Source organism: Sediminispirochaeta smaragdinae DSM 11293 (genome assembly GCF_000143985.1).
Lineage (GTDB): Bacteria > Spirochaetota > Spirochaetia > DSM-16054 > Sediminispirochaetaceae > Sediminispirochaeta > Sediminispirochaeta smaragdinae.
Genome location: NC_014364.1, coordinates 479,941 through 504,315 on the forward strand (window position 1 = coordinate 479,941; position 24,375 = coordinate 504,315).

The following is a 24,375-nucleotide window of genomic DNA, read 5'->3' on the forward strand; positions in this document are numbered from 1 at the left end:
CTTTTTTCTCGATTTTTCCCTGATCCTCCGCTATCTTTTAGGGCATTGATATACAGGAGGAGTATATGAATCACTTTAAGCGGCTGTCATTGATGTCGCTCTTTGTCCTTATTGCGCTCTTGCTTTCGTCGTGCTTGGGTGTCGAGATGGACGTTAGCATCAACAGCGATGGATCAGGAACCGTGGATATGGCTTTCCACATCAGTCAGATGTTCTTTCAGATGGATCCCGAACAACAGGATGTGCCTATTCCCATCACCAAGGAGCAACTGGAATCTTCTTACGAAGGTGTAGAAGGGGTAACGGTTGTCGATGTTACCGAAAAAGATACCGAGGACCGGAAGACCATCACTGCGACCCTTGCCTTTGACGATTTTTCCGACCTTTCGAAGGGTGATGAGGATATGTTTGAAGGAGCTACACTTACGAAAGAGAATGGGCATACCGTTTTTAGAACGGTCCTAAAAGATGCCGTCGAACCTGAAGAAGAAGGGGATATGAGCTCCAGTGATCCATCACAGGAAGAGATGATCAAGCAGTACTTTGAGGGGTATTCTTTTCTGTATCGGGTACGGGCGCCGAAAAAAATCAAATCACATAGCATTGGTGAACTTTCCGACAACGATCGCGTGCTTACCTATGAGATCCCCATGTACGATTTCAACAGCATGCAAAACAGTGAACCCCTTGTCCTTGAGGTGAGCTGGTAGTATGGTATCTCCAGACAGGAGGTGACTATGCTTGGTTCCGGAGGGGATGCCCTCGAACGGCAGGTTCGTAAACTTGAGAAAGAGCGAGATATCGATCCTGCCGTAAAAATGGTGCGTCTTCGCGAACTCTTTTCCCGTTGTGCACGGACCGTTCCTTCCGAGCTCCTTGAGGAGTTCTTTCTTCGGCTGACAGAAACGACTGGAAGGAGCGGAGATGATGGCGAGGAGCGCTTTTTCGATCGTCTATATGGCGCTGCCGATCTTTTTGTCCTTGATTACGACGATCGGGAAGATCCGCTTCTGCTCGAGGACTGGAAGCTGATTGGAGAGCTGGTTTCCGATTACGGAAGTGATATCGACGATGAAAGCCTCACTTATGTTATGAGTCGTGTTGTTGATCACGGGGCGTTATAATGGAGGTAGATATGTCGGCCATGAAAAACGAACTGAGTAAGGCGAAGCACGATTTGGAAGCTCTGCTCGTTTCTTTGGGAGAAAAGAGCAGCCTTTTGGGGGCTGGAAATCTTGCTTTAAAAATTTCCGATGAATCGGGAGCCGATGAACTGCGTCTGAGGGCTCTCTCTTCGCGGGAAAAGCTTGAGAAGATCGAGAAAGAGATTCGCAGGATTCGTTCTCTTCTTTCGGAAAAGGAGGAAGTGGAGCGGCGAATTGAGGAGCTTGTCGCTTCGGAGAAAGAGCTTAGCGAACGACGAACCCGACTGTACGGAGAGATCGGCAGAAAGGGCTTTGAATCCTACCAGAAAGGAGCATTGACAGACGAAAGATTTTCCTCTCTCTTTTCCGAGATCGTGGAATACAGTGATCGTGAAAAAAAGGCTTTGGAAGAGCTCCGTGACCTTGAGGCGTCAAAGGAACGGAGTCCGCTTCTGAAAAGGATTACCTTTGGAGCAAAAATCACCCTGGCAAAGAATAATCTCACGGGCCTTCGGAAAGAGCAGGATAAGGCTTATCTCAAGGTTGGAGAGGCGCTTTTCGGACAGGAGCTTGCCTCCGCCATTGTTGATCCTCAACTACTTACCTTGATTGCTACCTTTCGGGAAAGTGAACGAAGGGAAGAGGAGCTACGGGGCGAACGGAGTGAAGCCGAAAAGAAGCGGCAGGATCTCGTAACGCAACTTGCCGATGCAGGTGCCGATAAAAATAGTACCAAATGTCTTAGGGATCTGGACCAGAAAAGGGTCGAAGCGGAAACGGCTGTTGCGGAATCCGATAGAGATTATGGTGCCACCTTGCTTTTGATGCCGGAACTGAGGGAACTGATTCGAAAAGAGGGAGATGCTTCACTTTTGGAAGAGGTCGCTGAGCTTGAAAAAAAAGAGGAGTTCCTGAGAACCAGGATCGCCGCCCTTGAGGCCGGGATAGAGGCGGAAGAGAAACGGGAAGAGCTTGAGAAACAGCGTACTCAGCTCGAGAAGGTAAAGCGTAAGCGGGAAGAGCTTGATGCGGAGATGAAGGAGATAAAAAAGCGTATTTCCGAGGGGGAGAAAGAGCTTAATCGGCTCCTTGAGGCTGCTGATGTGGATCAATCATCGGAGTCGGACGTGAGCGAATGATCGATAAGGGAGCTCGTACACTCAGCGGCTTCGGTACCGCCCTTCTGTGGGCGGGAGTTGCTGTATCTGTGTCGGAGATCTGGGCCGGAAGTCTGCTGCAGGATGCCGGGCTTTTTGCCGGATTGCTTATCATTGTCATCGGTCATCTTTTCGGCGGACTTGTTTTGAGCGCTTCCGGTACCATGGGAACGCGATATGGCATTATGTCCATGCAGAGTACCAGGATGGTCCTTGGAAATCGCGGTTCAATTATTCCAAGCCTGCTGAATGTGTTTCAGCTGGTAGGATGGGCGACGATCATGCTTGCCCTCAGTGGTTCCATCGGCGCCAGCGTCGGCCATCGCCTCGGTGCTCCCTTTAATAGTAAGGCTTTTTGGATTCTTCTTATCGGTGCAGGTACCCTTGCATGGTCTTTTCTCGTCGGTAGTTCGAAGCTTCAGTGGGTCCACACCGTGGTAATCATCGGCCTTGTTCTTATATCTGCTTTGATGACGTGGATTGCCCTTAATCCGCACTATTACACCATGAAACCTGCGGCCGCCGACTCTTTTTCCTTTACCCGCGGTATGCGCTTAATGGATCTTGTTATTGTTATGCCCATAAGTTGGGTACCTCTTATCTCCGACTACTCTCGTTTGGCCAAAAGCGAGCGGGGTGGATTTTGGGGATCTTTTTTGGGATACGGCATTGTTTCCTGTTGGATGTATGGGATAGGCCTTGTTATCAGTTTGGCAACGGGGACCGAGGATCCTGCAGCCAATATTCTGCGTTTGATGGGGACCCTCGGTTTGACGATCCCTGCCGTCGTGCTGGTCTTTGCATCGACTATGACAAGCGATTTTCCCGATATCTACTCTTCGGCCTGTAGCCTCTTTAATATCAATTCGAAAATCAAACCGGCTTGGACCATGTGGGGAACCGGAATCCTTACGATTATTCTCGCCCTCTTTTTTGATCTTTCCAGATTTGAGACCTTTCTAAATGTGGTCGGCGCCTTTTTTATTCCGCTTTTTGCTATTTTACTTACCGATTACTTCCTTATCCGGAAACAGGATCTTACCGGACTTGATTTTGCCGTCGGATCGGGGATGAATTTTTCCGGTGGATTCAGGATAAAAGGGCTTCTTGTCTGGGGAATCGGAACCCTCGTCTATTTTCTTGCCCGAGCGGTTGACTGCCCCCTGGGTGCCAGTATTACCGCCTTTCTTGTTTCTTCTGTTATCTATCTGCTGCTTGAAAAGAGAACTTAGTGTTCGGAATCCTGGTGGTTGAAAGGAAACATTTTCTTTCCTCGCAGTCAATTGAAAGCCAAACTGTGAGAAAAATCATGTACCGACATAAACGAAAGGAGTTTACCGGCAAAAAGGCTCACGAACCACCAGGATTCCGGACAGTACATATCGATAAAAAGCCCTCCCCGTGAAGGGGAGGGTGATAACTCTTTAGACTAGCTCTCGTTGGTGGTAGATAGTGTGAAGCAGATGATGACTTTTCTCGCCCAGGGGCTTGCCCAAATACTCTTCGTAGAGTTGGATGATTGCAGGATTGAGGTGGCTTGCCCTCAGTTTCTTCCCTTCATCCTCGCGGTATATTGCCGCGATTCGTGCCTGGCGAACGGCATCATCGGTAAATCGGGGTTGGCCTCCTCCTCCTATACAGCCGCCGGGACAGGTCATAATTTCCACAAAATGGTAATTCTTTCGTCCTTCCCGGATTTCGGAAAGAAGCGTGCCTGCACGTGAGAGCCCATGGGCCACCGCAACTTTCAGTTCGACGCCTTTGAGGAATTCCCACTCCTTTACGGTGGTTTCGACGGTAAGGGAGGCCTCTTTGATCCCTTTCAGCCCTGCGACCTCTTTTATGTGCAAATTTTCGGTCGGTAGAGGGGTGCCTGTTACAATCTCCCAGACCGTACGTAGGGCGGCCTCCATAACCCCTCCCGTATTGGCGAAGATATCGGCGGCGCCTGTTGAGATGCCCAGGGGAGCGTCCATGGAGCTCTCTTCCAGCGAGACAAAATCTATGCCGGCCTGCTTAATAAGCCGTCCCAACTCTCTTGTAGTGAGCACATAATCGACATCGCTGAAGCCACTTGCGTTCATCTCGGGCCGCCCCGCCTCAAATTTCTTTGCCGTGCAGGGCATTACCGATACAACGACGATTTTTGCGGGATCGATGCCTTTCTTTTTGGCATAGTAGGTTTTTGCCACGGCTCCGAACATCTGCTGAGGGGATTTGCAGCTGGAAATATTGGGAAGGAAATCGGGAAAGTAGTGTTCCGCATACTTTACCCAACCTGGTGAGCAACTGGTAAACATGGGCAACGGTGGGGCTTTCTCGTCGGGCCCTCCTGTAAGCGCCGCTTGTAGTCTGGTCAGCAGTTCGGTCCCTTCCTCCATAATGGTGAGATCTGCGGCAAAGTCGGTGTCGAATACCGCATCAAAGCCAAGTTTTCTCAGTGCCGTTACCATCTTGCCGGTGACAAGGGTTCCTGGGGGCAACCCGAAGCACTCTCCCAGGGCTGCTCGAATAGCGGGAGCGGTCTGAACGACTACGTGGAGCTCCGGATCATCCAGGGCGTCCCATACCTGCGGGATGTGGCTTACCTCGGTAATGGCACCGGTCGGACAGACTGCGGCGCATTGTCCGCATTGGACACAGGTCACTTCGCTCAAGGGGCGGGTAAAAGCAGGCCCAATAACCGTGGAATAACCGCGTCCCTGCGGGAAGAGGGCTCCAATCCCCTGGATCTCACCGCAAGCGGTAACACAGCGGCGACATTTTACACACTTCCCGGAGTCCCGTTCCAGTGCCGGGGTACTTACATCGACGACCGTCTTGGGCTGCTCGCCCGTCCATTGTGGTTCTTCCACACCAAGACGGCGGGCAAGGGTTTGAAGCTCACAGTCTTCTCCCCTAGTGCAGAAGCGGCAATCTCCTATATGCTCACTCAAGAGGAGTTCGAGTACGGTTTTTCGCGCTTCTCTAACCCGTTTACTATTGGTGGTAACCATCATCCCTTCCGCGATCGGGGTGGAACAGGCCGTAAGTAAGGTTTTTGCTCCCTCAACCTCCACCAAACAGAGCCTGCATGCCCCGAGAGGAGGGTAGTGTTCCAGATAGCAAAGTGTCGGAATCGATATATCCGCCGCTTTTGCCGCTTCGAGAATTGTGGTACCTTGGGGCGCCGTTATGGTTTTATTATTGATATGGATGGTTATTTCCTTGTTCATACTTGCTCCTTTCCGTAATCGCAGCGCAAGCATCGGGCACACTGCCTGATCGCCACGCTCTCGGTCCAGGTTTTTTCCACCTCGTCAAAGTTGTTTTTGCGCCGTTCAATCTCTATGGTCGGGATTTTCTCTCTTGGATAGGGGACCGGATCTGCCGTTGGATCATAGTCCGTATCCAGTTTCTTCTCTTTGCGCCAGAAGGGATCGCAGGATCCGAAAAGAGCAGTGTCTATGCCGACTGCCGCCTTCTCTCCGGAAGCAATGGCGGAGACTACCGAATTGGGGCCGGTTGCCGCATCCCCTCCTGCAAAAAGCCAGGGAATTGCAGTTGAACCATCTCTTTGGTTGGCTGCGATGAATCTGTTGCCGCCTATAGGAATTTCCGTTGCACCAGCAAAGGTCTTTTTATCCAGAGCCTGACCTATTGCAATAATTATCTGGTCGGTTTCGATCTCAAAAGGCTGTGCCTCGTCATCGGTGGGGCGCCTTCGTCCCGATCTGTCGAACTCGCCGAGGGTCATCCCGTGACATCGTATGGCACGAACGGCTCCTTTCTCGTCGGTAAGTATCTCGGAGGGTTGGGTGAGCGACATAAGCTTTACCCCTTCCAGAAGAGCTTCTTCGATCTCTTCGGCATAGGCCGGCATCTGCTCCCTGCTTCGACGATAGAGCATCGTCACCTCCTTTGCCCCCAGGCGAATTGCAGTCCGTGCCGCATCGACGGCTGCATTTCCGCCTCCTACTACCACAATCCGTTCTCCGACAGAGACGCTTCCTCGTATATTATAGGTTCGCAGAAAGTCGATACCCTGAACCACGCCTTCGGCATCTTCTCCCTTGATACCGAGGCGAAGGTTGCCGGGGGCACCAACGGCGATGAAAATTGCCTCATACCCCTCATCTCTAAGATCTTGTAGGCTGAAATCCCTTCCCAATCGTTTATCGGTTACGATATCTACTCCAATCTGTTCTATCATACGGATTTCTCTGGCAAGGGTTTCTCTGGGGAGCCTATAGGCGGGGATGGTCTGAACAAGCATACCACCGGGCCTGGACTGAGCCTCAAAAATACGAGGGCGGTAGCCAAGTCGGGCAAGAAAATAACTACAAGAGAGCCCTGCTGGGCCGGCGCCGATGATAGCCACCTTTCTTACTTCCCTGTCGGCATCTTCCCGCACCTCCGGCCTCTGGACCGTTACCTCCTGGTCGACCATATAACGCTTGATAGCCCTGATTGCCACAGCCTCATCGATGCCCGCTCTTCTGCATTTGTCTTCGCAGGTATGGAAACAAACCCGAGCGCAGACAGCCGCAAAGGGGTTGCGTTCCCGGTGGAGCCGTAGTGCCTCGGCATAACGTCGTTCTTTGACGAGGGATATAAATCCGGGGATATCGACTCCAGCAGGACAGGCACTCTGACACGGGGCTCGCACAAGGGCAGAGCAAACACCTGCTGTGCAGTGGTGGTCCCTTATATGTTCCTCATACTCATGTCTGAAATGGCGAATTGTTGAGAGTACCGGATTGGGGGCCGTCTGTCCGAGGCCGCATAGGGCCGTTTCCTTGATTTTCGTTCCCAGTTCAATGAGACGATCTATATCCTCCATTTCTCCCTTTCCGTTGCAGATACGCTCTAGGATTTCCAGCATCCTTTTGGTACCTACGCGGCAAGGTGTACACTTTCCGCAGGATTCTTCCTGCACGAATTCAAGAAAATAGCGGGCGACATCCACCATACAGGTGTCATCGTCCATGACGATCAATCCTCCGGAACCCATAATCGCACCAAGTTCCTGGAGTGACGCATAATCCAAAGGAACGTTTAGGTATTCTCTGGGGATACAACCTCCCGAGGGACCTCCTATCTGAGCGGCTTTGAACTCTTTGCCACCGGGAATACCACCGCCGATATCGAAAACAACCTCACCAAGGCAGGTTCCTATGGGCACCTCGACAAGTCCGCTGGTGGAAATTGCCCCTGCCAGGGCAAAAACTTTGGTTCCTTTACTCTCTGTCGTTCCGAAAGAGGCGTACCATTCTGCTCCCTTTTTGATGATTCCGGCAATATTCGCGTATGTTTCCACGTTGTTGAGAAGACTGGGCTTTCCCCATAGGCCTTTGTTTGCCGGAAAGGGAGGCCTTGGCCGTGGCTCTCCTCGCTTTCCCTCGATGGAGGCGATCAGTGCCGTTTCCTCTCCACAAACGAAGGCTCCCGATCCCATTCTGATCTCGATATCAAAATTGAACTCGCTACCGAGAATATTTTCTCCGAGAAGTCCCGACTCCTTTGCCGCCTCGATTGCATGGCCAAGTCGTTTTACCGCCAGGGGGTATTCGGCGCGGACATATACGACGCCGTGATCGGCACCGATGGTCTTTCCTGCTATTGCCATTCCTTCGATAAGGGCATGCGGGTCTCCCTCCAGAACGCTTCGGTCCATAAAGGCACCCGGATCGCCCTCATCGGCATTACAAAGAACATACTTCTCCTCTCCCGGAGATTTGCGAGTGAAATCCCACTTCAGCCAGGTAGGGAAACCTGCCCCTCCTCGACCTCTGAGACCCGATATCTTGAGGGTATCGATTACCTTGTCCGCATCTTCTTCATTCAGCACCTTAGCAAGAGCCGTATAAGCCCCACAGGCAATTGCATCTTCGATGGAATCGGGATCGACAACCCCGCAGCGGGAAAGTACGATCTTTGCCTGTCCTCGATAGAAATCAACCTCATCAACCTTTACAACCGAACGTTGCTCAGCTCTATTGTAGTGGAGGAGATGTTCTATTGGGTCGACGGTGCCGTTTTTTCCTGCCTTGTAAAGGGTTTCGCAGATTTCCCGGCAATCTTCCGGATGCACCCCCTCATAAAAAAGCCCCTCCGGCTCAATCATAACAACGGGACCTCTTGCACATGGACCTAGGCAGCCGGTTTTTTTTACCGACGCATCAACGGCCAATTCTTTCAGGTTGGACTCCAGGGCCTCCATTACCTCGATGCTGCCCGATGCCAGACAACCGCCTCCCGCACAGACCCGAATCAGATGGCGTTTTTTCCTTTCTGATGCACAGAGTTGCTTTTGGACCTGAGTAAGTTCGTTGCTGTTTCCTATTCGTTTCATACCGCCTCCTTGGTCCGATACGGAAAAAGAATGTCCCGGACCGTTGCCGGTTTTACACGTTGATGAACATCCTCATCGATCATTACGACGGGAGAGAGTCCGCAGGCCCCGAAACAGCGTCCGATCTCCAGGCTGAAGACTCTGTCTTCGGTCGTTTCTCCCACATCGATGCCGAGGACATCTTGCAGGGCGGAAAGCACTTCCTTCCCTCCTCGGACATAGCATGCGGTACCGAGACATACTCGGACGATGTGTTCCCCTCTGGGTACGGTGGAAAAGTAGGAATAGAATCCAACCACTCCCGCAACTTCACTGTAAGGGATTTGCAAGCGCCGGCTTATCTGCTTCAGCACTTCCTGATCAAGGTAGCCAAAAAGGTTCTGAGCGTTTTGTAGGACCGGAATCAGTGCCCCTCGGGTGTCGAGAAACGAGTCGATAATCGCATTTGTCTGGTCGATCATCTCTTTTTGTGTTAATACTTCCATGCAGCCTCCTTCATATGCTTCGAATTATTGTGAATAGCAACGTAGGTGGTACAGGATTAAAGCAAAGTGCAAGTGTCAAATAGCAGGTATTTCACAATAAATCTCACTTAATAAAGATAAATGTGATTTTTATGTGAATAATGATATTTTATCACAGTTTGGCTTGTTGGGGTAAGAAAAATGGTTCTTCTCCGTGCAGGCGAAACATGGTATAAAAGATTGTGGATATTTCCCGGATTGAAAAATTTATTGAGTATGTACCCGATGCAGTGTTTATTATTGAACCTGATGGTATGATTGCCGCTCTCAATAAACGAGCGCTTCGCCTGACCGGTCTCGATTCGACTGCCCTTATCGGCATAAGTTTTTCCGATCTTTTGTTACCGGAACATGTTTCACTTCTTAAGCGACTCTATCTCTCGGGAGAATCTTCTTCCGATATCCAGGGACGCATGAATACGGTACTGTTGGGACGTGAAGGTCACCGGGTACACGTCAATCTACGGGCCCAGGGATTCCGCGATCAGATGTTTTCCGGCTACATGGTGGTTTGCCGGGAGGTGGGACATCATCTTGAGCTTGAACGGCAGCGTTCACTTCAGCATGATCTTGCAATGGCGCTTGTTGGTATACAAAACATTGAAGAAGCCGTAAACCTGGTACTCGATACAGGCTTGAAGATATCGGAGTGTGACGGAGGTGCTCTTTTCCTAAGAGGGGCAGAAAACGGCAGATGGAAACTATCCTCCTTCATAAATATTGAGGAAGAGGAGATTACTTCCTTGTCCTTTGTCGAAGAATTAAACCGGCTACCGGATGGGATTCGGCAATGGATTGTCTTTGGAGAACGAGGCAGCGATGCCGTTTTGTCGCCTCCGCCCGCCATGCGTAGACTCGGCATCCGTTTTGCGATGACGATTCCCGTTATTTCCGAAACCAAACCCGGGGCCGTCCTCTTTTTCTTTTCCCATCAGGCAAAGCAGATGGATGTCGAAGCGAGAAGAAGCCTGGAAATTATCGCCAGCCAGTTCGGCTCTCTTGTCGCCAGGCTCCATTCGGAGCGCAAATTTCGTTCGGTGGAAGGATTCGGCCGCTCTTTGATAAAATCAATGCCGAGTGGGCTCATCACCAGAAATCGAGACGGTATTATTACCCATTTCAACCTTGCTGCCGAGCAACTGCTTGGGATTAAGGGAGATACTGTTATCGGAAAAAGGGACTTGCCTGATGCTCTTTTCTTCTTTGACGAGAAGGGTAACATCATTGAACACTTTGATGCTCCTACCTTCTTGGTGCTGGAGAGCGGAAAACCACTGAGAAATGTTTTGGTTCGGGCTATTCGGCCGGACGGTAGTACCGTTTGGCTTTCTGTTAATGGAGAACCCCTCTTCGGCAAAGATGAGGAACCTGTGGCTGCAGTCATCACCATGAAAGATGTGAGTGATCACCTTCGACTGGTTGATGAGCTGGAGCAGGCTCGACAGATGGCGGTAACGGCCAGCGACAGTAAGAGCCGATTTCTTGCCAATATCAGCCATGAAATCAGAACGCCCTTGAGCGGTATTATGGGTATGACAGATCTTCTCCTTTCAGGTCCGCTGACCGAGGATCAGCGGGAGAATCTCTTTCTTATGAAGGAGGCGGAGGAGTTGCTGCTTGATATCATTAATAAGGTTCTCGAGATTAGTAAGATCGAATCGGGAAAGCTCTCTCTGGAGCTTGAACCATTTCGGCTTCGTGGCGCCATTAATAAGGCTGCGCTTCCTATTTTTATGGGGTGTAAAGAGAAGGGAATTGTCCTTGATATTGATGTATCTCCTTCGATACCCGATAGGCTTATTGGTGATGGCTCGCGCCTGACACAGGTTCTCACCAATTTTCTCAGTAACGCCTTGAAGTTTACCGAATCCGGTACCATTACTTTGACGGTTGTTGAGACCTCGCGGAACGAAAACGGTAAAATCGAACTCTTTTTTTCGGTTAAGGATACCGGCATCGGCATTCCTTCCGATGCGCAAACAACCATTTTCGATGATTTCAGACAGATCGATTCAGGACCGGCGAAGCGGCATCAGGGAACGGGACTTGGACTTGCCATAAGCAAAAAACTTGTGGAACTAATGGATGGTTCCATCGGCGTGGAAAGTGAGGGAGGACAGGGTAGCCGTTTCTTCTTTTCCGCAATGTTCACCCTTCTTGACGAGGGCGAGCCGGAAACGGGAAACGAGGCAGAACATGTTTCCCATGAGAGAAGACTGCGTGTTCTTCTTGCGGAGGATAACGAACTAAATCAACGATCCATCAGCTATTTCCTGGAGGAAGCGGGGCACCTCGTCACCATTGCGGCGAACGGAAGAGAAGCCATTGAGGTATTGAAGAGGGAGCCATTCGATCTTATTCTGATGGATGTACAGATGCCTGAGATGGATGGAATGGAAGCCACCGGTATCATTCGGTCTCATACCGACCGTCTTTTTAATCCCAATATTCCCATTATTGCGCTTACCGCTTATGCTCTAAAAGAAGACGAACTGCGTTTTATTGCCGCAGGGATGGATCGCTTCGTGACAAAGCCGATAAAAAAGGAACTCTTGTTTCTGGCCATCTACGAGATGACCGGTAATACATTGCTTCCGGTGGAAGATGAGGCAGGTTTACGCTCTTCCGATCCCTCAATCGTACCGGGGAGCATTTCGGATCGAGAGTCGGAAGAGCTGTATGAATTCCTTCGGGACTATCAAAATGACCTTGATATCGGGCGTCAAATCCTGGATGTCTTTATTGATGAGTATCCGGCGAAAAAGGAAACCTTGGGGCAGGCTCTTCGGAATAGAGATGTCGAGCTGCTTGCCGATCAGTTGCACAGTCTTACCAACAGCCTTTCGGCGTTAAGGATTTTTGGGCTGGGAAATGAGTGTCATCTGGCCGAGGCTTTAACGAAAGACGGTGAACTTGAGGAGGTCGAACGGAGGGTTGCAAGGCTGCTTCCCCGTTTTGATAGGGTTCACGAAAATGCGATTCACTGCCGTCAGATCATCGACGATATCGATATGTAGTTCATATTTCCTTGCCGATAAGCAGCTGTGCCTTTGCCGATGCAAGGGTTTGGTAGGCTTGGGCATATGATTGTGAGAATGAGGCTTCATATATTGTCTCTTCGTGGTATGGAGCCCTTTCCCCGTTAAAGACGAAGATTGGATATGCAAGAGTCTTGAGTATGTGTTCCCTATCTAATCCTTTTTTTTGCAGATAGTCATAGAAGCGAAGCTTTTCCAGGGGGAGATGGTTGCCGTTTTTATCGTAAAGGAAACCAAGACCATCTCGTATTTGCTCGAAGGGGCCGTTCGAATAGTGGAACACACGACTGAAGGGCCTTTTCACATCGACAAGCCCTTCTTTTCGCAGGTTTGTCACCAGGTCGGTTATCAGTGCATGAAATTCTGCTGCCGAAAGTTCCGTCCTGAAAATCATGACGGCGATATCGGTTCCCTCGATGTTCTTATGAAGGATCGCCGGTATATCATAGTTGATGATAAAAAAATCATGATAACGTTTTATGGTCTGCCCGTTTACATGCAAGAGATCCTTTTCCGGTACCCAAAGGCCGAAGAGTTCTTCTCTACTCATTTTCAACCGACGCATGGCATCAAAGGCGCCGAGGATATCGGCATCTTCAAAAGAAATTCCAAAGTGTTGCGAGAATTGGGTCTTCATGAAAGGGGTGAAAAGACTTTTCCCCTTTTTGGTGAAAAGCAGTTTTAATCGATAATGCTTTTCAATGACTCTCGTTTTCGATATAAATTCTCCGGGAAGATTGGCAAGATAGATAAGTTTAATCTTGTTGGCAACCTCGGCCTTCAGCCCTATCACCTTCATGATGGTGCTTTCAACCAGTATGCCGTTACTCTCAGGTCGAAGATAGACAAAGATATCCTGACATTCGTCTCTGTCACACTCTTCGGATAGCGGAAGTACTACCGTCGGAAGTCGTTGCGATCCGTGCTCCATTACCTATAGTGTAGGCTATGCCGCTTATTTTAGCAACGATTTGATGCGTTTCAACTCCTCGGACTCGAAGCCTTTCACAGCCTGATGGATGCTCCGAACCCTGGGAAATTGTGAACCCGTCCTTTTCCCGTCTATCTGGCGTATAGGCATTGCACCCATGCTGGTACTACTGATGAAGGGTTCCTCATATCGGCCCTCAAGGAGATCATCAAGGGTGATCATTTTAAATTTGACGGTGATGTCCTTTTTTTGTGCTGCCTTCAGGACCAGTTTTCGTGTCACGCCAAAAAGGATGTCATCCTCGGCGGTGATCAGGGTATCCCCTTCGAAGGCATAGAAATTGCTTCTCGTCCCTTCTGTTACTTCTCCTTTTCTGTTTACCAATAAAGCATCCAGAGCCCCGGCAGCCGCAGCCTCTCTTGACGCTATGTAATTGAGCAAAAGGCAGTTTGATTTTGCCCTGGGGAATATCCGCTCTCCCCGATAGCTGATGACCGATACACCTGCGTTGTACCATTCTGTCTGATATGTCGGCAGGGGTGAGAGGAACAGAAAGAGAAGAGGGGTTGTCCCTCCTATCATCTGAATCTTGAGGGTGGCCTCATCGCTCTTGTTTTTCTCGATCAGAAGATTGATGTAGCCAAGTAGTTCCTGCCGCCGGTAAGAATGCGTCATGCCAAGGATCTTTGCCGAATCCATGAACCGCTCGACATGATCGTCGGCAAAGAGCGCAGCACCTTCCAGAACCTTTAGAGATTCGTAGACACTGAAGTTGAAGAAAACCTCTCGTTGCGTTATCGGGACGACCGCTTCCTTCTCTTCGATAAGCTGTCCATTACGAATTGCGTACATACATTAGCTCCATTCCGGGAAGGAGACGTTTCCTCCCGAAAGTATGATACCTACCCGTTTTCCGGTAAGCTCAGGCACTTTATTTTCAAGAAAAGCGGCAAGAGGAACCGCAGCCGAGGGCTCTACCACCAGTTTCATGCGCTCCCATATGAGCCTCAAAGCATCAAGAATCGCTTGTTCCGATACGGTGACAATACCGGCCAGATGCTGTGAGAGGATGGAAAATGTGTTGGGACCGAGGGCTGTACGAAGCCCGTCGGCAATGGTATCAGGATGTTCCGGGCGAACCAGCTTTCCCGTGGTAAGGCTTCTCCACGCATCGTCGGCCTGTTCGGGCTCCACTCCGTACACCTTTAGGCCCGGATGAAAGAGGGCTGCAGCCCTGGCAGAGCCACTTGCAAGCCCGCCTCCTCCGACAGGTACAAGCACGGCCTCCAGCTCTGGTGCCTGCTCAAGTAATTCCAGCAAGGCGGTCCCCTGACCCGTGATAACCCTCAGGTTTTCAGAGGGATGGATGAAGGTGGCCCCAGTCTCTTCTATAACCTTCTTCTGCCCCGCTTCCCGTGCCTCAAGGGTTGGGGGACAAAAACGCACCTTTCCTCCATAACCCTTTACCGCGGCAACCTTTACCGGCGGGGCGTTCTCCGGCATAACAATGTGAGCTGGTATCCCGGCCATCTTTGCCGCCAGGGCCACCGCCTGGGCGTGGTTGCCGGAGCTGTGGGTGGCCACGCCCCTGGCCGCTTCTTCTTTCGGTAGCGAAAACACCGCATTGATCGCTCCCCGAAACTTGAATGCCCCCACCTTTTGGAACGATTCACATTTCCAGACGATCTCTGCTTTACATATTGCATCAAGACTGCTCGATGTACATATCGGTGTCAGGTTTGCATAACGACGAATCAACCTGCGTGCAGCAACAAAATCTTGGGTATCGATCATATAAACTATACTATCCTTAGCTTCCTTTTCAATCAATCGCTATTCATTTTCTGGTTCGTCAATCTTCAATAAATAATATAGGAGAGTTAAAATATACCTTGACAACTATAGTGAATGAACGTACAATTTCCTCGAAAAATGTCGGTTTAATTGTGATATTGGGTACAATATCCAACAAAACAACCGTAAAAACAGTTTGTATGTATCAAAAAATGCGTTGTAAGGGGGACAAACGGTGAGTGACGAAAAGAAGCCCGATCAGCAGAGTACCGGGCAGAGTTCGATCCGCCGGTCGACTTCTTCCCGAAGTAGCGGGAGAAGTAGAAAGAAAAAGAAAAACCAACTGCCGATCGGCATTGCCGTTCTTGCGGTTGTGGTTCTTATCGCAATCCTGCTCGGAATGAAAAATGAATTGCTTGCATTTTTCTGGATTACGGGAATTGCTTTCGGGTATATCCTGCAGCGTGCTCGTTTCTGCTTCACCGCGGCCATGCGGGATCCAATGCTGACAGGTGGAACGAGTCTTACACGGGCTGTACTGATAGCCTTTGCGTTTACCTCGATCGGCTTTATTGCGATTAAGTATGGGGCCTTTGCGCGGGGGTTGCCGATTCCCGGGCAGGGATATGTGGTGCCCGTTAGCTTTGCGACGGTCGTCGGCTCCTTCATGTTCGGTATCGGGATGGTCATTGCGGGCGGCTGTGCTTCCGGTACCTTGATGCGTGTCGGCGAAGGATTTCTTATGCAGGTCCTTTCACTCTTTTTCTTTGTCATTGGTTCGCTGTGGGGGGCCCATGATTTCGGTTGGTGGAAACTTCATGTGATCATGAAGGGGAAAGCGATATTTCTGCCTGATCTGTTTGGATGGATTGGTGCAGTTATCATTCAGTTGCTTGTCATTGTGCTATTGTGGATAGCCGCGGACAAGTGGGAAAAACATAAAAACGCTTAAATTGCGGGAGGAATAGAACATGAAGGAAGTAGAACTTGATTGTTATGGCGAAGCCTGTCCGGTACCCCTGGTAAAGGCCCAGAATAAATTGAAGGAACTTGAGGTTGGTGATGTGCTGATTGTCCAGCTTGACCATAGCTGTGCCATGAAGAATGTTCCCGAATGGGCACGCAAAGAGGGCCACAACGTCGAAGTCGAAGAGATTGACGACGGCGAGTGGGAAGTGGTCATTGAGAAGGTAAAATAAACACCCGGAGGGTAGTCCTTTGGCAATTAAGGATAATGAGTATTACAAGAAATTTTTGAAAGAGGCGTGGCCCTATGTTACCGGCGCCGTGCTCCTTTCTCTTTTCCAGATTGTCACCCTCGCGGTAACCGGAAACCCCTGGGGGGTTTCCGGCATCCTTGCAAACTGGGGCGCATGGCTCTATCAGGCCGTCGGTGGCAGTGTGGATAAATGGTACTATTTTGCAAGCGAAGGGGCCCAGCGGACCCTTGAGAACGGAATCTTGAACCACGGCGGAAGCATGCGTAATTTCGGCATCATTTTCGGAGCACTTCTTGCCACCTTGCTTGCATCCGGTTTCAAGATCAAGAAGATTAAGTCATGGAAGCAGGTTGTTGCCGCAATTCTTGGTGGCCTTTTGATGGGCTACGGTGCCCGAATCGGCTTTGGTTGTAATATTGGTGCACTTTTTAGTGGTATTGCATCTTTCAGCCTTTCCGGTTGGGTCTATGCCGTGTTCCTTTTTATTGGGGCGATGGTTGGCAGTAAGCTTCTTGTGAAATTTTTCATGTGATAGTAAAACGAAAGGACAACAGCATATGCGAGAAAAAAAGCGTGAACAATACGATGTTGTGATCATTGGTGGTGGAGCTGCAGGCCTTACCGCCGGAATCTACTGCGGGAGGGCACGCCTTAAAACCCTGATTATTGAGAAAGCTCTCGTCGGTGGTTTGGCTACCTATACCAACGAGATTGCGAACTTTCCCGGTTTTCCCGAACCTCTACCGGGCCTTGATCTGATGAATCTTTTTAAAAAGCAGGCCGAAGGTTTCGGGGTCAAATTCAAGGGAACAGATGTTAAGAGTGTGAATTTCGAGGGTGACGTGAAAATCGTCGAGACCTTCAGAAACATCTTTGAAGCAAAGGCTGTTATTGTAGCGGCCGGGGGACGTCCCCGGGTTACTACTGCCAAAAATGAGGAAAAGTATCTTTTCGATAAGGGCATTAGTTTTTGTGCAACCTGTGATGCCGCCGCCAATACCGATAAAACCGTTATGGTGATCGGAAGCGGTGATGCCGCTATCGAAGAGGGCATGTTTCTTACCAAATTTGCAAAGAAAGTTATTGTTTCCGTCATTCATGACGAAGGCAAGATGGACTGTAACGAGATTGCCAGGGAGCAGGCGCTTTCGAATCCGAAGATGGAGTTTAAATGGAACACCCTTGCCGATTCCTTCGAAGGGGAGGAGCAGCTTGAGCGTGTCGTTCTGAAAAACCTCAAAACCGGAGAGCTTGATCCGGTGGCCGTTGATACCTGCTTCGAATTTATCGGCTATCTACCCAATACCGAGATCTTTGAAAACATCCTGAAACTGAGCAAGCAGAAATATGTCATCACCAACGAAAGGATGGAGACGGGAATTCCCGGTGTCTTTGCGGCCGGTGATGTGCGGGAAAAAGAGCTCAAACAGGTTTCTACTGCCGTGGGCGATGGAGCCATCGCCGGTGTCGGATCGGAAAAATATATAGCCGAAACCGAAATGTTTGAAAAGCAGATCATGCAGAAGGAAAAGGTCGGCTTGATCTATGTTTACTCCGCCATCAATGCGCCAAGTCGGGAATTGCTTCCTGTTCTCCAGGAGACCGCCGAGAGCTATGACGGTAAGATCAAGATGAATGTGATCGATCTCTATAAGGGAAAGACCCTCTGCGATAGGCTTAGTTGCGATATTGAGCCCATGACCATTTTTTATACGAAAAACGGAGAGGTCTCGGCTGTTAGTACCGATTGCTCGACGCCGGCCGTAAAAAAACAGTTGGATGCACTCTTGGCATAGAAGCCGACTGCTTTAACTGTTTCCCGAACCCAAAAAAACAGCCCGTGCATGTTTGCCGGGCTGTTTTTTCGTTTCTTTTATGATTATGCCGCCTGTACCTTTATCTTCCGGGGTTTTACCTCCGGAAGTTTTTCAAGGATGATGGTAAGAATTCCGTTGTTGAAGGACCCGCTTATCTTTTCGCTATCTACATCCTTGGGAAGCACGAAACTTCGAGAAAAGGAGCGTTCCCTTCGCTCTCTGATAAGATAGTTTGGGGCCTTGTTCTCCTCTTTCTCCCGATTCGTTTCATCCTCTTCTGATCTCTGTGAACCGATGGTCAGAACCCTGTCGTCGATTTTTACCTCAACCTCGTTTTCACTCAGCCCGGGAAGTTCCGCTTCGAGCCGGTACTGATCGGGCTCCTCAATGATATTAACAGCAGGACCATTCTGCAGCCACCGATCGTTCGGGGTGAAAATGGAATTAAGCATCGTGTCGAAATCAAAGGCCGGTTTGTAATTGATCATGTATCTCATTGTAACTCCTCCGTTTACAAGAATGTTCTTTACACAGTATATTAAGCATGAACCGTGCCAAAAATAATATGAAAATAGAAATTATTTATTTACTTGTAATATAAATAATTACGTAGTATTTCTTGTTCTTTGACATGTTTGCGTATGATGAATTGTATCATAATTACACAATGTGTCGTTATTTCCTATTTGTTGGGTCAAAATGGCTTTACTGCTATTTCAAGGGTCGGGGTGATGGGCCTATTTGCCTGCCACCCCTTCGATAGATAGAATGGTTTTGAGGATAAAGCTATTGATCGGAAGATCAAGTCCAACTTCTTTGCCGAGTTTCAGGAGAATTCCGGCAAACATCTCAACTTCCGTTTTTCGCCCCGCTTCAACATCCTGGAGCATCGATGTCTTATTATCGGGCCCCAGGCTATCCAGAACCGTATACCAAGCAGCGATATCCGTCTCATCGAGTCCTATTCCCTTCTTTTGCGCAACAAGAACGACCTCTTTCATGGTATCATTCATTAAGGCGTGTGCCGGACTTTTGCGGTCCTGGAAAAAACGGTACGATGCTCCGGTGATCGCCGATATCTGGTTCACTCCGATATTGATCATGAACTTCCACCAAAGCGATTTTAGGATATCATCCGAGACCTCAAGACCGATGCCCGATCCACGACAAACGGTTTCGATCTTTCCGATATCCCGATCTTCTTGAACATCCGTTCGCCCTTTTTCTGGCCTTCCAATGACAAGCCTTCCACATGTTGTATAATGCACCTTCCCATTTTCTCGCAGGGCATCCATACCGAGCGCGACACAGTGAACAACATGGTCCTGGCCAAAACGGGCGGCAATAATTTCTTCACTATCGACTCCGTTCATAACCGATATAATGGTGGTTTGTTCCCCCACAAAGGGAAGGGCCGAAGCAAGAGCCTCTTGCAGATGATGATATTTAAGAGACACAATGAGGAGGTCGGCAGGAGACCCCTCATTCGGTTCCCTGACTTCGGCTCGGAGCCTTGCCCCATTTACTGTAGGTAAGGCCTTTTTGAGTCGTTTCGCTCGATCCCCATCGGCAATAAAGAAACAACTGTTCGACGGCACCTTCGACAGCTCGTAAGCATAAAGCGATCCGAGCGCACCTGCTCCCAAAATGGCTATCCGTGTCACATGAATCCTCCGTATCAATAAACTCCCCTGCAGTATACACAATGACGTGTGGTCGGAAAACCTTAGTGTGCGGTAGTGTTTCGAATCCTGGTGATAACTCATTGGTAGATTCTTACCAATTATTAACATCCTCTTCATGGAATTATGATTCTAACCCCTTATCAAAGATCACAATGAGTATTGCCAAGAAGATTGTCCTCGGTTCTTTGCTCATCGTTATGATTATGGGGACGGCGTTGATCGCTACCACCATCAGGTTGCAAAAGGCTGCAATTTCAATTCGCGAGGTTGCAGAGCTTGGTGACTGGCGATTACTCGGAGAACAGTACCGGGCTCAGGTCTATCGCCTTCTAAGTTCCGCCCAGTCACTGCTTCTTCGCGAGGACGAAAGGATTCCTGCGGATGATGTGATGGCGTTACGTCTTTCCGTAAGCGAAATACGAAAACTCCATACCACCCTTGCAGAGGTTTCTTCTGAAATACCGCAGCTGCGGCCTGAAGTATCGGCCCTTTCAGATGAAGCAATCTCCTATATCGATCGCATCGATAAAGAGGTCATTCTCAGGCTTTTCGCCCGGGAACGTGTCGACCCCAAGATCGTAGAGTCGATTGCTCATGATAATATTGATACCCTTGAAGTCAAATTGAGGGATCTTGAAGGTGCAATTAGGACGATCATTGTTGACCGAACCACGGACGAGGAGCGTCAGGCTGCAGCCGGTATACATTGGACAGTGGGGGGGCTTCTGCTCACGCTTTTATGTGTGATGCTTATTACGTTTGTCTTGACGAAATCGATAGCAGGTCCGGTTAAGAAGATGGGAATGCTACTCTCATCGCTTGCCGATGGTGGTGCCGATCTTGCTTTACGTCTTCCCGATCGTGGAAACGATGAGATAGCCCGTATGGGAGGAAGCTTTAATCAATTTATGGAATCCCTGACGGAGATGGTGTCTCAGCTTTCCGGTACCGTTTCCGAGGGTGTTTTTATTGGTGAAACCCTTCAAAAGATTACCCAACAGGAACAAGAAGCGGCTTTTGTGCTACGCAACGGACTCAATCGGGTAGAACGCAATCACGAAACACTTGGTGAGAGTATACAAAACACACTTGGCGGCGCACGATCTATTCGTGATCTTTCCGGCGATATAGCCGGTCAGCTCGGCTTGCAACATGAGCATATCAACACAACAACGGAACAAACAGCCATCCTTGTTTCCGATATTACCATGCTGTCGGAAAAGAGTCTTGCCGGTATCGAACTGCTTAGTCTTTTTTCCCAAAACCTCGAACAAGGTATGAATTCTCTTTCTCTATTTGAAGAGGTGGCGGGAAAGACAATGGATGCTCTGGACAGGATGGGATCGTCTCTTTCCGCCATCGAAGATATAGCGGGCCAAACAGATGTTCTTGCTATTAATGCCGCCATTGAGGCCGCTAATGCAGGAGAGGCCGGTAAGGGATTCGGTGTTGTTTCGACCCATATCCGTTCTCTCTCCGAAGAGGTTGGAAAGGGGGTCGGCAGGATATTGGAGAGGCTTTCGGAGGCGAAAGAGAGCCTTACGACGATGAGGGCATTAATTGTCACCAACAGCGGTATCTTTTCCCAACTCGAGGCATCGGCGGGTAAGGTGGTTGCCACATTCCAAGAGATGCATCAGAGACTTGGCGTTGTGGCGGAATCCGGGGAAAGTGTCGGTGTCCAAACCCATCAACTGACGGAACGAGCGCGATCAATTGAAAAGATGGCCATGTCTGCCGATGCAAATGCAGCAAAAATTGTTCAAGAATTTGAATTGATGAAAGAGAGGGATTCGGGGATTGAAAATGATCTTGCCGAAATGGTCGCTCAAGCTGCCGGCCTTGAGCATCACACAGCAATGTTGTTGGAAAGTTCCAGTCGAAACGCTTCCGTTGCCGACACCCTTTCGGGGCTCATCGACAAATTCATCTTTCCTGAACTCGATGGCCAGGGAGCGAAAGATCAGGCGGGATAGGCTCCGGTAGTGTTCGGAATATTGGTGATGGTGCAAAGCAATCTGTTATCACCAGGATTCGGAACACTATCTATCCAGTAATAAGCCGCTTACGCCGTTCCCCTGTTTTCGGGTCATACGCAACAGAACGAACCTGTACCCTTTTCCATCCTGCTTTTGTGAGCTCGCCGCAATAGGCAATACATTGGTCGAGCTCCTGCAGAATTTCCTTGTAAGCATCGTCGCCCAGACGATAGGGAATGTAATGATCGAAGGCGCCGGTGAGGTTTTCCCTCATTGCCTCGGCGGATTTTTGGGTTCGCTTGATCGGGTAGCTTTTTCTTTTCCGAAAGGGATCCATATCCTTTCGTGCATGTTTCCACATGGGACGAAAAAGATTTGGTTTGTGGACAAATTGGGCGAGGGTCGGCATTGCAGGTGGGGAGGGTACTGATTTTTCCGGTTCGTTGGCTTGCTCCGGCATGATGAATTCAAAGGAGTATAGTTCCCGCGCCCATCGGCGGTATCGTTCCTGCTCTTCCGGTTCGAGGAGGGCAAAGATCTTATCGGCAAGTTCCCTGGACACCTTTTCCAGGCGTTCTGCCCGCTCTCGCTTATTTCCTTCATGGCTGATCGGCGGTATCACTTCACCGAATCTAAGGACCAATTTGGGCTTACCGAAAAAGAATGCCGCGCGCCCCTTTAAATAGGCGCCGCTTATTCCGACAGGCAGCATCGGCGCACCGGTGAGTTGGGAAAAGTAGAGGGCCCCTACCTTGTTTTCAAGATTTCTTTTTTCCCACATTCCACCCGATGGAAACATGAGTACGGCGCGTTTTGCCTTGAGATGATGCATGATGGTATTCATCCCCGTTCTGTCGGTATACCCACGTTTGATGAGTGTCATTCCATAAAGCTTCATCATTGCCAGCTTCATGAATTCGACACGAAAATCACCTGGGCCGACCATCTCAATATTACGCGGAAACAATCCGAGGATCATCGGACCGTCGAGATTTGAAAGATGATTCGGCAATACCAGGAGGGGGCCGGTATCCGGTATATGCTCTATGCCTTCAATGGTCAGCTCTACATGATGGTGAAAGAACCAATGTAGTATTCGCTTTGCGAAGCGGCGTCTGAGGCGTAAAAGCTTTCCCTGGAAGGTTTGGCGGTGCGCAACATCGATGTTGTCTGGAATCATAGAGTTCCTCAATGGAAGTAATATACAAGGTATTGTGACTATCGGCGGATGGGTTGTCAACTCAAAGGTCCTGTTAGAATTTCGTTAAGACATAGTACTGACTGATAATCGCTTCCTTGAGAAAAGCAAGAAAGAGCCGTACAATCGTGGACATGAAAAAGCGCAATTACATCGCTTACGGTTTAGGCGATCTATACGGCGGTGGTTCCTTTTTTATCATCAGTACCTTTTCCATGTACTTTTTGATCAATGTGGCGGGACTTAATCCATTGCTTGCCGGCCTGGTCCCTGGTTTTGGAAAGATTTGGGACTCTGTTTCAGACCCTCTTATGGGGTATATAAGTGATCACACAAAGAGTCGTTTGGGGCGTAGGCGAGTTTTCTTCCTCATTGCCATACTTCCCATTGCCGTTACATTTACCCTTCTGTGGCTGCCGGTCTCATGTCCCGGTCAGCTGAGCACGTTCCTCTATTATGTCGTTGCGTATCTCTTTTTCTACAGCTGTTCGACCATGGTTTTGGTCCCCTATTCGGCCTTGAGTGCGGAAATGACCTTGGATTTTACCGAACGTAATCGTCTGACCGGCACCAGAATGATTTTCTCCATGATTGCAACGCTGATCGGCGGGCTTGTGGTTCAACCTCTGATTAATGCCTTTCCTAGTCAGGAACAGGGACATCTTGTGATGGGGCTTGTTTTCGGTACCCTTTTTGCGGTTCCCTATCTTTTTGTATTTCTTGGAACCTGGGAGCTTCCCGTTGTCCAAAAGCCTCTTGGCAAAGAAAAATCTGTCTTTCGAAATTTTGGATCGATCTATCAAAATCGCTCCTTTCGCATTCATATCATCATGTATATTTGTTCGTATGCCGCCATGGATATTCTCATGGCTTGGCTGAAATTCTATCTGATAGACTATCTGCGTAGACCCGGCTTTATAACCGTTGGGCTTGGGACGATTCTTGTGAGTCAGATGGCAGCGCTCCCTCTATACGTTGCATTGGCCGATAAACGGGGTCACGCAGTTTCTTATCGGATGGGATTAATGCTTTGGGGCCTCGCTATTGCTATGATGGCGTTTCAAACGCCTGATAGCTCCGTTGTCGCCTTGTTTATAAATTGTCTGCTGATCGGTGGCGGGATGTCCGCCGGGGTTGTCATTCCCTTCCAACTGCTTCCCTTTGTTACCGATGTGGACACCCTGATGACCGGTGAACATCGTGCCGGTACCTATGCAGGTGCCATGACCCTTATTAGAAAGCTCATACAGGGAGCCTTTGTCCTGCCTATGCTTGGTCTCCTGCTCAATATGATTGGTTACACCCCTCATCCCGCCGATGTTGATCTCGTGCAGTCTGCCTCGACGATTTTCTGGCTCAGAGGCCTTTTTATTGTACTCCCTCTGTTGCTCATTCTTGTGGGTATCAAAGCGAGTACCCGTTTTCCAATTACACCCGAGAGTCATGCAATCCTTCGTTCGGAATTGGAGAGAGTAGAGGCAGGCGGCAGACGGGAGGATGCCCCAGAACGGACAAAGACCGTATGTCAGCGGCTTACCGGAAAACCCTATTAG

20 protein-coding genes are annotated in these 24,375 nt (G+C 49.5%); 11 read left to right on the top strand and 9 right to left on the bottom strand.

The features are described from left to right. Nucleotides 1–65: 65 nt before the first annotated feature. From SPIRS_RS02385 to SPIRS_RS02400, 4 genes are read left to right on the top strand one after another with little or no spacing between them, the layout of a single operon-like run. Nucleotides 66–710, top strand: a complete 645-nt coding sequence (locus tag SPIRS_RS02385) for a hypothetical protein (protein ID WP_013253081.1) — start codon at nucleotides 66–68, stop codon at nucleotides 708–710. Nucleotides 711–737: 27 nt separating this feature from the next. Next, on the top strand, nucleotides 738–1,124 hold the full coding sequence (locus tag SPIRS_RS02390) for a hypothetical protein (protein ID WP_013253082.1): 387 nt from the start codon (nucleotides 738–740) through the stop codon (nucleotides 1,122–1,124). A gap of 11 nt (nucleotides 1,125–1,135) precedes the next feature. Beyond that, complete coding sequence (locus tag SPIRS_RS02395) at nucleotides 1,136–2,284, top strand: AAA family ATPase (RefSeq protein ID WP_013253083.1); 1,149 nt, start codon at nucleotides 1,136–1,138, stop codon at nucleotides 2,282–2,284. Next, nucleotides 2,281–3,534 carry a cytosine permease gene (locus tag SPIRS_RS02400; RefSeq protein ID WP_013253084.1) on the top strand — a complete coding sequence of 418 codons (1,254 nt, stop codon included), beginning with the start codon at nucleotides 2,281–2,283 and terminating at the stop codon, nucleotides 3,532–3,534. Before SPIRS_RS02395 ends, SPIRS_RS02400 begins: the two co-directional genes overlap by 4 nt. A 192-nt stretch (nucleotides 3,535–3,726) precedes the next feature. Here SPIRS_RS02400 and SPIRS_RS02405 read toward each other — a convergent pair whose 3' ends face one another. From SPIRS_RS02405 to SPIRS_RS02415, 3 genes are read right to left on the bottom strand one after another with little or no spacing between them, the layout of a single operon-like run. Further along, entirely contained in the window at nucleotides 3,727–5,517 is a 1,791-nt protein-coding gene (locus tag SPIRS_RS02405; RefSeq protein ID WP_013253085.1) for an NADH-dependent [FeFe] hydrogenase, group A6, read from the bottom strand. Continuing rightward, the gene (gene nuoF / locus SPIRS_RS02410) at nucleotides 5,514–8,636 is read right to left on the bottom strand and encodes an NADH-quinone oxidoreductase subunit NuoF (protein ID WP_013253086.1); all 3,123 of its coding nucleotides are present in this window, start codon (nucleotides 8,634–8,636) and stop codon (nucleotides 5,514–5,516) included. The genes SPIRS_RS02405 and nuoF overlap by 4 nt, the downstream gene beginning before the upstream one ends. After that, nucleotides 8,633–9,121 carry an NADH-quinone oxidoreductase subunit NuoE family protein gene (locus SPIRS_RS02415; protein ID WP_013253087.1) on the bottom strand — a complete coding sequence of 163 codons (489 nt, stop codon included), beginning with the start codon at nucleotides 9,119–9,121 and terminating at the stop codon, nucleotides 8,633–8,635. The genes nuoF and SPIRS_RS02415 overlap by 4 nt, the downstream gene beginning before the upstream one ends. A gap of 221 nt (nucleotides 9,122–9,342) precedes the next feature. On the opposite strand from SPIRS_RS02415, the gene SPIRS_RS02420 reads away from it, so the two are divergent. Next, on the top strand, nucleotides 9,343–12,177 hold the full coding sequence (locus SPIRS_RS02420) for a response regulator (RefSeq protein ID WP_013253088.1): 2,835 nt from the start codon (nucleotides 9,343–9,345) through the stop codon (nucleotides 12,175–12,177). A 1-nt stretch (nucleotide 12,178) separates the two neighbouring features. Here the strand turns inward: SPIRS_RS02420 and SPIRS_RS02425 are convergent, their stop codons facing one another. The 3 genes from SPIRS_RS02425 to SPIRS_RS02435 are packed head-to-tail and all read right to left on the bottom strand — an operon-like array spanning nucleotide 12,179 to nucleotide 14,923. After that, on the bottom strand, nucleotides 12,179–13,129 hold the full coding sequence (locus SPIRS_RS02425; protein WP_013253089.1) for a hypothetical protein: 951 nt from the start codon (nucleotides 13,127–13,129) through the stop codon (nucleotides 12,179–12,181). A 24-nt stretch (nucleotides 13,130–13,153) separates the two neighbouring features. Further along, on the bottom strand, nucleotides 13,154–13,981 hold the full coding sequence (locus tag SPIRS_RS02430) for an aminotransferase class IV (RefSeq protein ID WP_013253090.1): 828 nt from the start codon (nucleotides 13,979–13,981) through the stop codon (nucleotides 13,154–13,156). 3 nt (nucleotides 13,982–13,984) lie between these two features. After that, nucleotides 13,985–14,923 carry a pyridoxal-phosphate dependent enzyme gene (locus SPIRS_RS02435; RefSeq protein ID WP_013253091.1) on the bottom strand — a complete coding sequence of 313 codons (939 nt, stop codon included), beginning with the start codon at nucleotides 14,921–14,923 and terminating at the stop codon, nucleotides 13,985–13,987. A gap of 235 nt (nucleotides 14,924–15,158) precedes the next feature. Between SPIRS_RS02435 and SPIRS_RS02440 the strand changes: the two genes are divergently transcribed. The 4 genes from SPIRS_RS02440 to SPIRS_RS02455 are packed head-to-tail and all read left to right on the top strand — an operon-like array spanning nucleotide 15,159 to nucleotide 17,939. Then, complete coding sequence (locus SPIRS_RS02440) at nucleotides 15,159–15,875, top strand: YeeE/YedE thiosulfate transporter family protein (RefSeq protein ID WP_013253092.1); 717 nt, start codon at nucleotides 15,159–15,161, stop codon at nucleotides 15,873–15,875. Nucleotides 15,876–15,894: 19 nt separating this feature from the next. Further along, nucleotides 15,895–16,122, top strand: a complete 228-nt coding sequence (locus tag SPIRS_RS02445) for a sulfurtransferase TusA family protein (protein ID WP_013253093.1) — start codon at nucleotides 15,895–15,897, stop codon at nucleotides 16,120–16,122. A 19-nt stretch (nucleotides 16,123–16,141) separates the two neighbouring features. Continuing rightward, the gene (locus tag SPIRS_RS02450; RefSeq protein WP_013253094.1) at nucleotides 16,142–16,675 is read left to right on the top strand and encodes a YeeE/YedE thiosulfate transporter family protein; all 534 of its coding nucleotides are present in this window, start codon (nucleotides 16,142–16,144) and stop codon (nucleotides 16,673–16,675) included. 25 nt (nucleotides 16,676–16,700) lie between these two features. Continuing rightward, the gene (locus tag SPIRS_RS02455) at nucleotides 16,701–17,939 is read left to right on the top strand and encodes an FAD-dependent oxidoreductase (protein ID WP_013253095.1); all 1,239 of its coding nucleotides are present in this window, start codon (nucleotides 16,701–16,703) and stop codon (nucleotides 17,937–17,939) included. An 83-nt stretch (nucleotides 17,940–18,022) separates the two neighbouring features. Here the strand turns inward: SPIRS_RS02455 and SPIRS_RS02460 are convergent, their stop codons facing one another. Further along, nucleotides 18,023–18,457, bottom strand: coding sequence for an Hsp20/alpha crystallin family protein (locus SPIRS_RS02460; RefSeq protein ID WP_013253096.1), 435 nt, complete (start codon nucleotides 18,455–18,457; stop codon nucleotides 18,023–18,025). A 240-nt stretch (nucleotides 18,458–18,697) separates the two neighbouring features. Continuing rightward, the gene (locus SPIRS_RS02465) at nucleotides 18,698–19,624 is read right to left on the bottom strand and encodes a ketopantoate reductase family protein (RefSeq protein ID WP_013253097.1); all 927 of its coding nucleotides are present in this window, start codon (nucleotides 19,622–19,624) and stop codon (nucleotides 18,698–18,700) included. Between the two features lie 173 nt (nucleotides 19,625–19,797). On the opposite strand from SPIRS_RS02465, the gene SPIRS_RS02470 reads away from it, so the two are divergent. Beyond that, complete coding sequence (locus SPIRS_RS02470; protein WP_013253098.1) at nucleotides 19,798–21,621, top strand: methyl-accepting chemotaxis protein; 1,824 nt, start codon at nucleotides 19,798–19,800, stop codon at nucleotides 21,619–21,621. Between the two features lie 70 nt (nucleotides 21,622–21,691). On the opposite strand, the gene SPIRS_RS02475 is transcribed toward SPIRS_RS02470, so the two are convergent. Next, a complete protein-coding gene (locus SPIRS_RS02475; RefSeq protein WP_013253099.1) occupies nucleotides 21,692–22,804 on the bottom strand; it encodes a lysophospholipid acyltransferase family protein in 1,113 nt (370 codons plus the stop codon). 152 nt (nucleotides 22,805–22,956) lie between these two features. Here SPIRS_RS02475 and SPIRS_RS02480 point away from each other — a divergent pair, with 152 nt between their 5' ends. Then, complete coding sequence (locus SPIRS_RS02480) at nucleotides 22,957–24,375, top strand: MFS transporter (protein ID WP_013253100.1); 1,419 nt, start codon at nucleotides 22,957–22,959, stop codon at nucleotides 24,373–24,375.